A 13,312-nucleotide genomic window follows, 5' to 3' on the forward strand; every position below is an offset into this window, starting at 1 on the left:
GCCAATGGCAGCCCGTTTACTTTCTGACTCCGCGTTACGGCAGAATCGAAGGCTGATCTGCGCCCTCTTTTTCCACTTTCTGTACCAGCATATGTTCACGCTTCATGCCGAGTTTCAGCGCCAGCGCTGAAGAGACATAAATCGATGAAATGGTACCAATGGTGACACCGATCAGCATGGTCAGTGAGAAACCTTTCAGCAACGCACCACCAAACACGAACAGGATCATGATCATCGCCAGCGTGGTGATGGAGGTGATCAAGGTACGGCTCAGCGTCTGGGTCAGCGACACGTTAGTGATGTCGTAGGAAGAACCGCGGCGGATCTTGCGGAAGTTCTCACGAATACGGTCGGATACCACGATCTTATCGTTAAGCGAGTAGCCAATTACCGACATCAATGAGGCGACAATCGTCAGGTCGATTTCGACGTGCGCCAGCGACAAAATGCCACAGGTGATGATCACATCGTGCGCCAGCGCCAGTACGGTGCCGAGCGCTAAACGCCACTCAAAGCGGAAGCCGATGTAGATCAAAATCGCAATCAGCGCTGACAGCAGCGCCATCGCACCGGCCTGCGCCAGATCGCTACCCACGCTTGGGCCAACGAACTCGATGCGTTTCACGGTAGCGTTCTGCTGCGTGGTCTGGCTAATGGAAGCCAGCACTTTATTGCCCAGTTCGGTGCCGGCATTGCCGGTGGCCGGAGGCATACGCACCATCACATCACGGCTGCTACCAAAGTTCTGCACCAGCGGCTCTTCAAAGCCCGCTTTCACCAAACCTTCACGCAGCGCGTCGAGATCCGCGGGTTTTTCCAGGTTAATCTCAATCACCGTTCCGCCGGTAAAGTCGAGGCCCCAGTTGAAGCCTCGCACACCGACAATGACGATAGATGCCACAATCAGCAGACCGGAGATGATGAAAGCCAGCTTATCCCAGCGCATAAAGTCGACGACTTTACGCCCGTGGTTTAGCTGCTCAATACTATATTCCTGTGCCACAACGCACTCCTCAGATAGACAGCTTGTTGATGCGTTTGCCGCCGTACACCAGGTTAACGATGGCACGGGTGCCGACGATAGCGGTAAACATTGAGGTTGCGATACCGATAGCCGTAGTAATCGCAAAGCCTTTGATTGAACCGGTACCGACCGCATAAAGAATGATCACTTTGATAAGCGTAGTGACGTTGGCATCGACGATACTGGAGAAGGCGCCTTTATAGCCTTCATGAATCGCCTGCTGTACCGAGCGTCCGTTACGCAACTCTTCTTTAATACGTTCGTTAATCAACACGTTAGCATCGACCGCTACCGCCAGCGTCAGCACGATACCGGCAATACCCGGCATGGTGAGCGTCGCGCCTGGCAGCAGTGACATGATGCCGACAATCAGCACCAGGTTACACAGCAGCGCGCTGGTAGCGATAAGACCAAACTTCTTGTAGAACACCACCATGAACAGGATCGACGCAATCAAACCCCACAGGCAGGCTTCGAGGCCTTGTGTGATGTTCTGCTGACCCATGGTTGGGCCGATAGTACGCTCTTCTACAATCTGGATTGGCGCAATCAACGCACCTGCACGCAGCAGCAGCGACAGCTGACGTGCTTCGTTTGCATTATTGATACCGGTGATACGGAAGCTGTTACCGAGGCGCGACTGGATGTTCGCCACGTTAATCACTTCTTCCTGTTTCACCAGAATCGACCGGCCGTTGGCATCTTTCTTACCGCTGTCTTTGTACTCCACAAACAGTGTCGCCATCGGCTTACCGATGTTGTCCTTGGTGAAGTTGGACATCATGTTGCCGCCCGCGCCATCCAGTGAAATGTTCACCTGCGGCTGGTTGTACTCATCCATGCTCGACGTGGAATCGGTGATGTGATCACCGGTCAGAATCACACGCTTGTACAGCACCACTGGCTGCCCGTCGCGGGTTTTCTTCACTTCCGAATCGCCTGGCACACGGCCGCTGGCCGCTGCGGTTGGATCCACGCTGGTGTTCACCAGACGGAATTCCAGCGTGGCAGTTGCGCCCAGAATCTCTTTGGCGCGCGCGGTGTCCTGAATACCCGGCAGTTCCACCACGATGCGGTCAGAACCCTGACGCTGCACCAGCGGTTCGGCAACGCCGAGCTGGTTCACACGGTTACGCAGAATGGTGATGTTTTGCTGCACCGCATATTCACGCGCTTCGCTCAGGCGCGCATCGCTCATCACCGCACGCAGCGCATCGCTGCCCTGGCTTGAGATCACCAGATCGCGATGGCGAGTAGACAAGTAGCTGATTGCCGCATCACGGCTGGCGCCGTCACGGAAACGCACTTCTACGCCATAGTTCGCGATTTTATTAACGGTGGTATACGGAATGCTTTTGTCGCGCAGATCGCTGCGCAGGCTGTCGGCGTTCTGCTCTTGCAGTTTGCCCAGAGCCGTATCCATATCCACTTCCATCAGGAAGTGAACGCCGCCGCGCAGATCAAGACCGAGTTTCATCGGTTCCGCGGACAGCATGCTCAGCCAGCGAGGCGTTGCCGGCGCAAGGTTGAGGGCCACAATGTAGTCTTCGCCCAGCGCGCTGGTGAGTGCATCACGCGCGCGCAACTGTCCATCCTGCGTTGCAAAGCGGGCCAGAATGGCACCATTTTCCAGAGCGAGGGATTTGCTCTCGATATTGTCTTGTTTTAATACGGTCTGGATCTGATCCAACGTTTGCTCACTGGCGGCGCCACCGCGCGCACCAGTGATCTGAACGGCCGGATCCTCACCATAAAGGTTAGGAAGCGCATAGAGCAGGCCGACGAGAATCACGACGACCAGCATGATGTACTTCCACAAAGGATAACGGTTTAACACGGCAGTTCCCTTCGGGAAGAAAAAATTACAGCGCCTTCAAAGTACCTTTCGGCAGAACGGCGGCCACGAAATCACGTTTAACAACTACTTCAGTGGTGTCGTTCAGGGCAATAGAAACATAGCCAGTTTCTGCCACTTTGGTCACACGGCCAACTAAACCACCGCTGGTCAGCACTTCATCACCTTTAGAGATGGAATCCATCAGTTTCTTGTGATCTTTAGTACGCTTCTGCTGTGGACGCAGAATCATGAAGTAGAAGATCAGACCAAAGACCACCAGCATGATCACCAGAGAATACGGACTTCCCTGAGACGGTGCGCCTGCTGCGGCTACGGCGTCAGAAATGAAAAAGCTCATTAAATTTCCCTCATTGATGAATTATCAGACGTTCAGCGGAGGAACCGCCTTCCCCGTCCGTTGGTAGAACTCGCTAACAAAGTGCTCTAATTTACCCTCTTCGATAGCCTTACGTAAACCGGCCATCAAACGCTGGTAATAGCGCAGATTGTGAATCGTATTCAGGCGTGCGCCCAGTATTTCGTTACAGCGATCAAGATGATGCAAGTAGGCGCGGCTATAATTGCGACAGGTGTAACAATCACACTCTGCATCCAGCGTTGCGGTGTCATCTTTATACCGGGCATTACGAATTTTCACCACGCCATCGGTAACAAACAGATGACCATTGCGCGCATTGCGCGTTGGCATAACGCAGTCAAACATATCGATACCGCGGCGAACGCCTTCCACCAGATCTTCTGGCTTGCCGACGCCCATCAAATAACGCGGTTTGTCTTGCGGAATTTGCGGACAGACGTGCTCCAGGATTCGGTGCATGTCCTCTTTAGGTTCACCCACCGCCAAGCCGCCCACAGCGTACCCATCAAAGCCAATCTCTACCAGACCTTTAACCGAGACATCTCGTAAATCTTCGTAAACACCGCCCTGAATAATGCCGAATAATGCATTTTTATTGCCGAGTGAATCGAAGCGATCGCGGCTGCGTTGTGCCCAGCGCAACGACATCTCCATCGAACGTTTGGCGTAATCCCAATCCGCCGGATACGGCGTACATTCGTCGAAGATCATCACCACGTCAGAACCGAGATCGAACTGAATTTCCATCGACTTTTCCGGATCGAGGAAAATCGGATCGCCGTTGATCGGGTTACGGAAGTGCACGCCCGCTTCGGTGATCTTACGGATATCGCCAAGGCTGAACACCTGGAAGCCGCCGGAATCAGTAAGGATCGGTCCTTGCCAGTTCATGAAATCGTGCAGGTCGCCGTGCAGTTTCATGATCTCCTGACCTGGGCGCAGCCACAGGTGGAAGGTGTTGCCGAGCAGGATTTGCGCGCCGGTCTCTTTCACTTCCTCCGGCGTCATGCCTTTCACCGTGCCGTAAGTGCCCACGGGCATAAATGCTGGGGTTTCAACAACGCCACGATCAAAGACCAGACGGCCACGGCGCGCGCGCCCGTCGGTAGTATCTAATTCAAATTTCACATTAACCTCTGATCAGAGAAACAGTCTGATTCAATTATGCGCCGACGCTTTCGTCAGGCGCTTGTGGATTACGGGTGATGTACATCGCATCCCCGTAGCTAAAGAAACGGTACTGCTCTGCCACCGCGCTGTGATAAGCCGCCATGGTGTGCTGATAACCAGCAAAGGCCGAAACCAGCATAATCAGGGTCGATTCCGGCAGATGGAAGTTGGTGATCAGCGCATCGATCACCTGATAGTGATAGCCGGGATAGATGAAAATCTGTGTGTCATCGAAGAAGGGTGCAATCAGCGCATTCTGGCTGGCCTTCGCGGCGCTCTCCAGCGAACGTACTGAGGTGGTGCCCACGGCGACCACTTTGTTGCCGCGTGCTTTACACGCCAGCACCGCATCCACCACATCCTGCGGCACTTCCGCGTATTCGGCATGCATGATGTGATCCTCGATGGTTTCAACGCGCACCGGCTGGAAAGTCCCGGCACCGACGTGCAGCGTGACAAACGCCATCTCGACGCCTTTAGCTTTCAGCGCTTCCAGCAGCGGCTCGTCAAAGTGCAAACCGGCGGTCGGTGCGGCGACGGCGCCGGGACGCACGCCGTACACGGTCTGGTACAGCTCACGGTCAGCATCTTCATCCGGACGATCAATATACGGCGGCAGCGGCATATGGCCGACGCTGTTGAGAATATCCAGCACCGCGCGATCGTCTTCGAAGGCGATCTCAAACAGTGTGTCATGGCGCGCCACCATCGTGGCTTTGACACTTTCGTCATCGCCCAGCAGCAGCGCTGCGCCCGGCTTGGGCGCTTTGGAGGCGCGCACGTGCGCCAGCACGCGCTTATCGTCCAGCATGCGCTCAACCAGCATCTCGATTTTGCCGCCGCTGGCTTTACGCCCAAAGACGCGCGCCGGAATCACGCGGGTGTTGTTGAACACCAGCAGATCGCCCGGATTGAGCTTATCCATCACGTCTGTAAATACGCCGTGGCTTAACGCGCCGCTTGGACCATCCAGCGACAGCAAGCGGCAACCGCTTCGCTGCGCCTGCGGATAGTGGGCGATTAAGGATTCTGGCAACTCAAAGGTAAAATCGACTACGCGCATGCTTCACTTCTTCAGGACTTAAAATCAGGCGGCATAGTCTAGCGGAAAAGCGGCAAATTCTGAACAACTGGCTGCGCTTCTGTGATTCTGCGAATACACAAAATAATTCGAGGTGCAGGCAGGCGGCAAACGAGAGCAGCTCCCGCACCTGTAACTTGAAGTATGACGTGTATATAATGCGCCATGAACTTTCTCGCTCACCTTCACCTGGCGCAGCTGGCTAACAGCTCTCTGCTGGGCAATCTCATGGCCGATTTCGTGCGCGGCAACGTGCAATCACAATGGCCTGCATCGGTGGTGGATGGCATTGCCATGCATCGTCGCCTCGACGTCCTGACCGATAACCTGCCCGAAGTGCGGATTGCGCGTGCGCTATTCCGTCCGGAAACGCGCCGCGTGGCCCCCATCACGCTCGACGTGATTTGGGACCACTTCCTCGCGCTACACTGGGATGAATTCCACCCAACGCAGTCGCTGGTGGCGTTTACCGCGGCGGCTGAACAAAACATCGTGCCGCAGCTGGCGGGCACGCCGGAAGGTTTCATCGAGCTGAACGCAGTGATGTGGCGCGAACGCTGGTTTGAGCACTATGCCGAACCAACGCGGCTGGCACGCGTGCTCAACGGCATGGCGCATCGCCGTCCGCGCTTAGCCGCGCTGCGCGACTCCTATCAGGATTTTGTTGATCACTACGAGCAACTTGAGCCGCTGTTCTTCCAGTTTTATCCGCGCTTAATGGCCGCCGCGCGCGCGCAGGAATTGTAATATTAGGTAATTCAAGACCCGTCTGTTGGACGGGAAATTTCCCATCACCTACCCTGCGTGACCTTAATCTTCGTCACACTCAGGGAAATCTCATGCAGCATCTTATTGCCAACCGGCTCGCAGAAGCCGGTCTTAGCTACACGCACATCCTGGCATTGGGGATAGTGATTGCCATTATCTTTGCCATCTCACTGCTTACTCACGCCATTCTGCACCGCGCTATCTTGCCGCTGCTGCGTCGCTACACCGAGAAAAGTAGCCGTCAGTGGCCAAAAGCGCTGATTAACAGTCGCCTGTTTAGCCGCAGCGTCTGGCTGATGCAAGGTGTGCTATTCAAATTACAGACTGAACTCTTCCTGCACGACAGTGCTCAGATCTACGCAGCGCTGCTGATTTTCGCCCAGCTGTGGATGATGGTCTTCGCCCTGCTGATGTTGTTCTCCTTGCTGGATTTACTGCAGCAGCTCAGCGTGAACAGCATGCTAGCGCAGCAATTGCCGCTGCGCGGTATTATCCAGAGCGTGAAATTGATCGCCGCCATTTTAATGGTAATCATGATTATTTCACTGCTGTTGGGTAAATCGCCTGGCGTATTGATCACCGGACTCGGTGCCATGACCGCGGTGCTGATGCTGGTATTTAAAGATCCAATTCTGGGTCTGGTGGCCGGTATTCAGTTAGCGGCCAATAATATGCTGAAAATGAATGACTGGCTGGAAATGCCGAAATATGGCGCGGACGGTGCGGTCATCGATATTTCTTTAACCACGGTAAAAGTGCGCAACTGGGATAACACCATTGTTACCATTCCCGCTTACGCCTTAATTTCCGACTCCTTTAAAAACTGGCGCGGCATGTCGGAATCCGGTGGGCGTCGCATTAAGCGCAGCATTCATATTGATACCACCAGTATTGGCTTCCTTGATGATGCCATGATGCAGTAGCTGAAAAGTGCGCATCTGCTGGCACCGTATCTGGATAGCAAAAGCGAAGAAGTGGCCGCATGGAATGCGCAACTGGGCTGTGATTTAGATTCGCCACTCAACGGTCGCCGCCTGACGAATATCGGTACCTTCCGCGTCTGGCTGCAGAGCTGGCTGGAGCAGCATCCGCGTATTCACAAAGAGATGACGTTAATGGTGCGGCAGTTAGCGCCAGGTGAAAACGGTCTGCCGCTGGAAGTGTATGTGTTCACCAACACCACGGTGTGGAAAGAGTACGAGAATATTCAAGCGGATATCTTTGACCATATTTACGCGGTGCTACCTACTTTTGGTCTGCGCGTCCATCAATCGCCAACCGGTAATGACATGCGTCAAATTGGCGTAAGAACCCGCCACTAAGGCTTCATCCCGTATTACCCGCCAGTAAGAAGAAAAATTTCACTGGCGGGCTTTTCCCCCTCTTGTCACGCGCAGCCATCTGCGGCTTAATGAAGCCTTTCTTAACTTTTGTTAACTTCGTCACACAGCCAATACGCCATTTTTGGCGTCTGTTGTTGCTTCGCCAGCCTGAAAATCATAAGAGGGAAAGATGTCATCAGCTTCGCTTACCGAACTCGACGCACGTTATCATTTCGCCTGTGATGTTGCCAAAACCGCCGCCAGCCGGGCTCTATCCTGGTATCAGCAACGTCATCAATTAGTGGTTGAGCATAAGAAAGATCTGCAGGATGTGGTCAGCGAAGCCGATCGCAACGTTGAGGCCTTGGTCAAGCATCTGATCCACGAACGCTTTCCTGACGATGCGGTGTTGGGTGAAGAGAGCGGCGGCAATACTGCTGGCGCACGCTTTATCTGGGTGCTCGATCCGATTGATGGCACCAGCAGCTTTCTTAACGGCTTGCACAACTGGTGCGTATCGCTGGCGATCGTTTGTGAAAACGAAGCGGTGATTGGTGTGGTGTGCGATCCCAATCATCATGAAACCTTTCACGCCTGCCGCGGCAAAGGTGCTTGGGTTAATGATAAGCGCATTCAGGCGCACAGCGCGCAGCAGCTCGATCAGGGATTGCTTGGTCTGAGCAGCTCCAACAGCCAACCGATTGAACCGCTGACCACTTTTATCAGCGCATTACTGGCGCAGGGCGGCATGTTTATCCGCAACGGCTCGGGGGCGTTGATGAGCGCATGGGCGGCGGCCGGTCGCTTAATTGGTTACTACGAAGCGCATATGAATCCGTGGGATGGCTTGCCGGGCATTGTGCTGATGCGCGAAGCGGGCGGCATTACCAACGATTATCTGGCTAATCACGGCTTGCAGAACGGCAATCCGGTGCTGCTGGCTAATGCGGTGATTTATCCGCAGCTGAAAGCGCTGCTGCCTGGGCATTTATCTTTATAATTTCCGTAATCGGTTAAGTTCGTTAATTTATGCGAACTTAACCTTCATGCAAAATTACTTAAGCGCGCTGTAAGTAATATTCTATTCCGAAGTGAGAATTTTCTCTTTTTTTCTTAAACATCCCGGCATCAATAAAAATACGATATGCTGCGCAAGTCAAACATCCCTTAGTAATACTTATTTTCTCCTTTTTTGTTGTTCTTTTTCGGCGCCAGGATGCGCCGAGATATTTTTCGGCATTTTATTATTTCGGGATGGCGTGATTATTTTTTAATATTATTTTTAATCGTCATCGATAAAAAAGGTCGCCATCAATGGCGACCTTACAATATCATCAGCTTTTACGCTTTTTCACTAGCGGCCATGCCAGTAATAGCAGCGCAATCCACGCAAAACCAACGTACAGCGACACGCGCGTATCCGGGAAGTAACCAATCAGCCCAATAATGAAGGCCAGGAACAGCACGCCGAACCATGCGGTGGCGCTACCGCCCGGCATGGCAAAATCCAGCTTACCGGCTTGCTCTTTGCCAATCTTGCGGCGGAAGGCGATCTGCGACAGCAGAATCATGATCCACACCCAAACGGTAGCAAAGGTCGCCAGCGAGGCGATCACCAGGAACACTTTCTCTGGCATCAGGTAGTTGAGATACACCGCAATCAGCATCGCCAGCATCATCACCAAAACGGTCACCCACGGAATTCCGCGATTCGAAACCTTCTGGAATACCTTCGGTGCGTGGCCCTGTTGCGCCATGCCGTGCAGCATACGCCCCACGCCAAACACATCGCTGTTAATCGCCGACAGCGACGCTGTCAGCACCACGAAGTTAAGAATTGATGCCGCCGCCGCAATCCCCAAATGCTGGAAGGTCAGCACGAACGGACTGCCAGAAGTGCCCACCTGATTCCACGGATAAATCGACATGATGACGAACAGCGTACCAACGTAGAACACCAGAATACGCATCGGTACGGAGTTGATGGCGCGTGGAATCGATGTCTTCGGATCTTCCGCTTCACCGGCAGTAATCCCGATAATCTCTATGCCGCCGTAGGCAAACATCACCATCTGCAGTGACAGCAGCATGCCAACAATGCCGTGCGCGAAGAAACCGCCGTTGGTCCACAGATTGTGAATGCCGGTCGGCTGGCCGCCGTTGCCGATGCCCCAGAAAATCATGCCGAAGCCGGCGAGAATCATGATGATGATGGTGGCGACTTTGAAAAAGGAGAACCAGAACTCCACTTCGCCAAAGACTTTCACGCTCATCAGGTTGATGGCGCCAATAATCAGCACCACGCTCAGCACCCAAATCCAGTGCGGCACATCGGGGAACCACACGCCCATGTAGATACCAAAAGCCGTTACGTCGGCAATCGCCACAATCAGGATTTCAAAACAGTAGGTCCAGCCGGTGATGTATCCGGCCAGCGGGCCGAGATAATCCTGCGCATAGCGCGAGAATGAGCTGGCCTGCGGATTGTTGACCGACATTTCCCCCAACGCACGCATGATGATGTACGCCACCGCACCGCCGATGATGTACGCCAGCAGCACGCTTGGGCCCGCCATTTTGATAGCATCTGCCGAGCCGTAAAACAGCCCGGTGCCAATCGCCGATCCCAGCGCCATAAAGCGAATGTGGCGCGTGCTCAGTCCGCGTTTGAGCTTATTGGTTTCTTGCATAACACTCAGTACCTTGAAAATGAAAAACCACGGGCAAGCCCGTGGTTGGAATTAACAGCAATGTCGCTTACTGATGAACCGCGACCTGCTCACGTCCTTTTGCCCGATCAACTACCGCGGCAATCACCAGCATCGCCAGCGATGGCGGCAACCAGGAAAGTCCCTGATCGGCCAGCGGCAGATGCTGACTGAACAGCGGCAACACATCTTTGAAGCTGGTGGTTTTGATGGCATCAACGATACCGAACAGCAGGCTTACCAGCATGGTCGGCGCGATAATACGCGAACTTTTGTTCCAGAACTTCAGCGTGAAGCTCAGCACCACCAGTACGATGCATGGCGGATAAATCGCCGTCAGCACCGGAATCGAAATCTGAATCAGATGGCTCAGACCGAGATTCGACACCACCATCGAGAACAGACCCAGAATAAATACCAGCGTTTTATACGACAGCGGAACATATTGCGCAAAGAATTCTGCACAGGCGCACGTCAGGCCCACCGCCGTCACCATGCAAGCGACGAAGATCAGTGCCGCAAGGAAGAAGCTGCCCATGCCGCCGAAAGTCTGCTGCACATAAGCATGCAGAATTTCAGCACCGTTCGCGCTTTGCGCCACTAATGCGCCGCTATCGTTACCGAGTTTGAACAGCGTCAGGTAAATCAGCGTCAAACCGATACCGGCGATGATGCCCGCCAGCATGGTGTAGCGCGTCAGCAGTTTGGCATCTTCCACACCGCGTGAGCGCGCCGCATTGACGATGACGATACCGAACACCAGCGCTCCCAACGTATCCATGGTCAGATAACCATTAACGAAACCGCTGGAGAAGGCGGCACGCTGATACTCTTCGGTGCCCGGCGAAACGCCACCGGCCGGCCAGATCAGCACGGCAACGCCGAGCACAATCAGCGCCAGAATTTTCAGCGGAGCGAGGAAGTGGCCGACGGTATCCAGCAGTTTGCCCGGATACAGTGAGATGCCAATCACCAGCGCGAAGTAAATCAGGCTGTAAATGAACAGCGGCAGTGTGCCGTCGCCGGTCAGCGGTGCAATACCTACGGCAAAGGAAACGGTGGCGGTACGCGGCGTGGCAAACAGCGGGCCAACAGCCAGGTAACACACGGTCGCCAGCAACAAGCCTGCGGCTTTACCAATCGGCGAGCTCAGCGCATCAATGCCGCCGCCCACACGCGCCAGCGCGATGACGGTGATCACCGGTAAGCCAACAGCCGTAATCAGGAAGCCGAAAGCCGCAATCCAAACGTGTTCGCCAGACTGAATCCCCACCATCGGTGGGAAGATGATATTTCCTGCGCCAACGAACAGGGCAAACGTCATGAAGCCCAGCGCCAGGATATCCTTGGAGGTTAAACGATGTGTCATAAACTTCTGTACTGCCTGTAGCTGATGTTGCGGTGGAAGTTGAGTTCGTGTTGTCCTCTGGATGCGCTAAAACAAGGGCTTATCAGGCAAGACCAGCGTGTTATGCGGGACTAATCGTTAAAGCGCAGGTGATTTAATCTACTTTTCTTCTGTTCGCAGAGGGATAAATCGACAACGGCGCAAATTAGAACGTTTATAGCGAAGAAAGGCAATACAGGATCGAAAAACCAGAAGGATATAACAAGATAGTGGGAGAAAGCAGTGAATCACGGTGGAATAGCGGCAAAACACCTCAGATGATTTGCTAAATGTTTCCTCGATGCGAGAGATCTCTTTGCATAAATCAGCCTGCAGATGCACAAAAGGCGCGATTTACGCGCCTGTTTGGCTAACTTTACAGCATTACCAGACTGTTCTTGCTATATCGACCACCAGACGAATCTTCTGCCACTGCTGCTCTTCGCTCAGGCTGTTGCCCTCTTCGGTTGAGGCAAAGCCACACTGCGGGCTGAGGCAGATTTGATCAAGGCTCACGAACTGTGCTGCTTCCTGCAAACGCGCTTTCACCTGCTGCGCATCCTCCAGCTCGCCGGTTTTGGTGGTGATCAAACCCAGCACCACTTGCTGATGACCCGGCTTGAGGAAGCGCAGCGGCTCGAAACCACCTGAACGTTCGTTGTCATACTCAAGGTAGAAAGCATCGATATTCACGCCGCCAAACAGCACTTCGGCGACCGGCTCATAGCCACCTTCGGAAATCCAGGTTGAGCGGAAGTTGCCGCGACAAACATGCAGCCCAACGGTTAGATCCTCTGGCTTACCTTCCAGTGCAGTATTCAGCACTTCAGCATAGATGCGCGCCAGTTCCTGTGGATCTTCACCACGCTCGCGGATCTGCTGCTGCTGTTCGGTTGAGCACAGATAGGCCCACACCGTGTCATCCAGCTGCAGATAACGGCAACCAGCCGCATAAAACGCTTTGATGGCGTCTTTGTAGGTCTGCGCCAGATCGGCGAAGTACTCTTTCAGATCGGGATACACCGTGGCATCGATCACCTTACGGCCACCGCGGAAGTGCAGCACGCTTGGGCTGGGAATGGTCATCTTGGCAACCGCATCGCCCGCCACGCTTTGCAGGAAGCGGAAGTGCTCCAGCATCGGGTGTTGAGGATTAAAAGCCACTTTACCAGTGACTTTCACGCCGTGCGCTTTGGTCTGCACGCCGTTGAACTGAATGCCCTGCTCCGCTTCGAACAGCTCGACGCCGTGCAAATCGCCGAAGAAATCGAAGTGCCACCAAGCGCGACGGAATTCACCATCGGTAACGATCTGCAGGCCGTTGGCACGCTGCTGCTCCACTACATGGCGGATTTCGCGATCTTCAACCTGACGCAGTTGATCAGCGTTGATTTCGCCATTGGCAAACTGCACACGCGCCTGCTTGACGGCAGCGGGACGCAGAAAACTGCCGACGGTATCGGCGCGGAACGGGTTATGACGTGGCATTTTATCTCCTGGCTGAGCGCATAGTTGCGTCAGGGTATAATTTCGCTGAGTTATTTTAGCCATCTGGACGGCTATATGTCCAGGAAGAATGCCACGCTATTACCCTTTCGGCAACGGAAGAAAATTCAGCTTACATGAAACTATTTCA

At 53.9% G+C, this 13,312-nt stretch carries 10 protein-coding genes and 1 pseudogene; 3 read left to right on the forward strand and 8 right to left on the reverse strand.

Translation table 11 applies throughout. The features are described from left to right. Positions 1-34 precede the first annotated feature (34 nt). From secF to queA, 5 genes are read right to left on the reverse strand one after another with little or no spacing between them, the layout of a single operon-like run. A complete protein-coding gene (secF, locus tag DEU53_RS16425) occupies positions 35-1,003 on the reverse strand; it encodes a protein translocase subunit SecF (RefSeq protein ID WP_101762444.1) in 969 nt (322 codons plus the stop codon). A gap of 10 nt (positions 1,004-1,013) precedes the next feature. Continuing rightward, positions 1,014-2,861: a protein translocase subunit SecD gene (secD, locus tag DEU53_RS16430; RefSeq protein WP_101762445.1), complete on the reverse strand. Its 1,848-nt coding sequence runs from the start codon at positions 2,859-2,861 to the stop codon at positions 1,014-1,016. A 25-nt stretch (positions 2,862-2,886) separates the two neighbouring features. Continuing rightward, on the reverse strand, positions 2,887-3,219 hold the full coding sequence (gene yajC / locus DEU53_RS16435) for a preprotein translocase subunit YajC (protein WP_008103990.1): 333 nt from the start codon (positions 3,217-3,219) through the stop codon (positions 2,887-2,889). 24 nt (positions 3,220-3,243) lie between these two features. Further along, the gene (tgt, locus tag DEU53_RS16440) at positions 3,244-4,368 is read right to left on the reverse strand and encodes a tRNA guanosine(34) transglycosylase Tgt (protein ID WP_061717469.1); all 1,125 of its coding nucleotides are present in this window, start codon (positions 4,366-4,368) and stop codon (positions 3,244-3,246) included. Positions 4,369-4,402: 34 nt separating this feature from the next. Further along, entirely contained in the window at positions 4,403-5,473 is a 1,071-nt protein-coding gene (gene queA / locus DEU53_RS16445; protein WP_110867756.1) for a tRNA preQ1(34) S-adenosylmethionine ribosyltransferase-isomerase QueA, read from the reverse strand. A gap of 183 nt (positions 5,474-5,656) precedes the next feature. Between queA and DEU53_RS16450 the strand changes: the two genes are divergently transcribed. From DEU53_RS16450 to DEU53_RS16460, 3 genes and pseudogenes are all read left to right on the forward strand, one after another. Then, positions 5,657-6,238: an ACP phosphodiesterase gene (locus tag DEU53_RS16450; RefSeq protein ID WP_110867757.1), complete on the forward strand. Its 582-nt coding sequence runs from the start codon at positions 5,657-5,659 to the stop codon at positions 6,236-6,238. A gap of 92 nt (positions 6,239-6,330) precedes the next feature. After that, a pseudogene (locus tag DEU53_RS16455) lies at positions 6,331-7,581 on the forward strand (mechanosensitive ion channel family protein). A gap of 190 nt (positions 7,582-7,771) precedes the next feature. Next, positions 7,772-8,581 (forward strand): inositol monophosphatase, encoded by an 810-nt coding sequence (locus DEU53_RS16460; RefSeq protein WP_101762449.1) that lies wholly within the window; start codon positions 7,772-7,774, stop codon positions 8,579-8,581. Between the two features lie 334 nt (positions 8,582-8,915). Here the strand turns inward: DEU53_RS16460 and proY are convergent, their stop codons facing one another. The 3 genes from proY to DEU53_RS16475 all read right to left on the reverse strand — a co-directional run bounded on the left by proY (position 8,916) and on the right by DEU53_RS16475 (position 13,164). Beyond that, positions 8,916-10,271 carry a proline-specific permease ProY gene (proY, locus tag DEU53_RS16465; protein ID WP_101762450.1) on the reverse strand — a complete coding sequence of 452 codons (1,356 nt, stop codon included), beginning with the start codon at positions 10,269-10,271 and terminating at the stop codon, positions 8,916-8,918. Between the two features lie 67 nt (positions 10,272-10,338). Next, on the reverse strand, positions 10,339-11,658 hold the full coding sequence (gene brnQ, locus DEU53_RS16470) for a branched-chain amino acid transporter carrier protein BrnQ (RefSeq protein ID WP_101762451.1): 1,320 nt from the start codon (positions 11,656-11,658) through the stop codon (positions 10,339-10,341). A 402-nt stretch (positions 11,659-12,060) separates the two neighbouring features. After that, positions 12,061-13,164 carry a cobalamin-independent methionine synthase II family protein gene (locus tag DEU53_RS16475; protein ID WP_110867758.1) on the reverse strand — a complete coding sequence of 368 codons (1,104 nt, stop codon included), beginning with the start codon at positions 13,162-13,164 and terminating at the stop codon, positions 12,061-12,063. Between the last annotated feature and the right edge of the window lie 148 nt (positions 13,165-13,312).

Origin of the sequence: Pantoea sp. AG1095 (assembly GCF_003208415.1) — a bacterium.
In the GTDB taxonomy this organism is placed as follows: domain Bacteria; phylum Pseudomonadota; class Gammaproteobacteria; order Enterobacterales; family Enterobacteriaceae; genus Pantoea; species Pantoea leporis.

What these genes read in the sequence shown, in the direction of transcription:
- brnQ (WP_101762451.1), bottom strand. Translation starts at nt 11,658, where the DNA reads ATGACACATCGTTTAACCTCCAAGGATATCCTGGCGCTGGGCTTCATG.
- proY (WP_101762450.1), bottom strand. Translation starts at nt 10,271, where the DNA reads ATGCAAGAAACCAATAAGCTCAAACGCGGACTGAGCACGCGCCACATT.
- DEU53_RS16450 (WP_110867757.1), top strand. Translation starts at nt 5,657, where the DNA reads ATGAACTTTCTCGCTCACCTTCACCTGGCGCAGCTGGCTAACAGCTCT.
- yajC (WP_008103990.1), bottom strand. Translation starts at nt 3,219, where the DNA reads ATGAGCTTTTTCATTTCTGACGCCGTAGCCGCAGCAGGCGCACCGTCT.
- DEU53_RS16475 (WP_110867758.1), bottom strand. Translation starts at nt 13,164, where the DNA reads ATGCCACGTCATAACCCGTTCCGCGCCGATACCGTCGGCAGTTTTCTG.
- DEU53_RS16460 (WP_101762449.1), top strand. Translation starts at nt 7,772, where the DNA reads ATGTCATCAGCTTCGCTTACCGAACTCGACGCACGTTATCATTTCGCC.
- queA (WP_110867756.1), bottom strand. Translation starts at nt 5,473, where the DNA reads ATGCGCGTAGTCGATTTTACCTTTGAGTTGCCAGAATCCTTAATCGCC.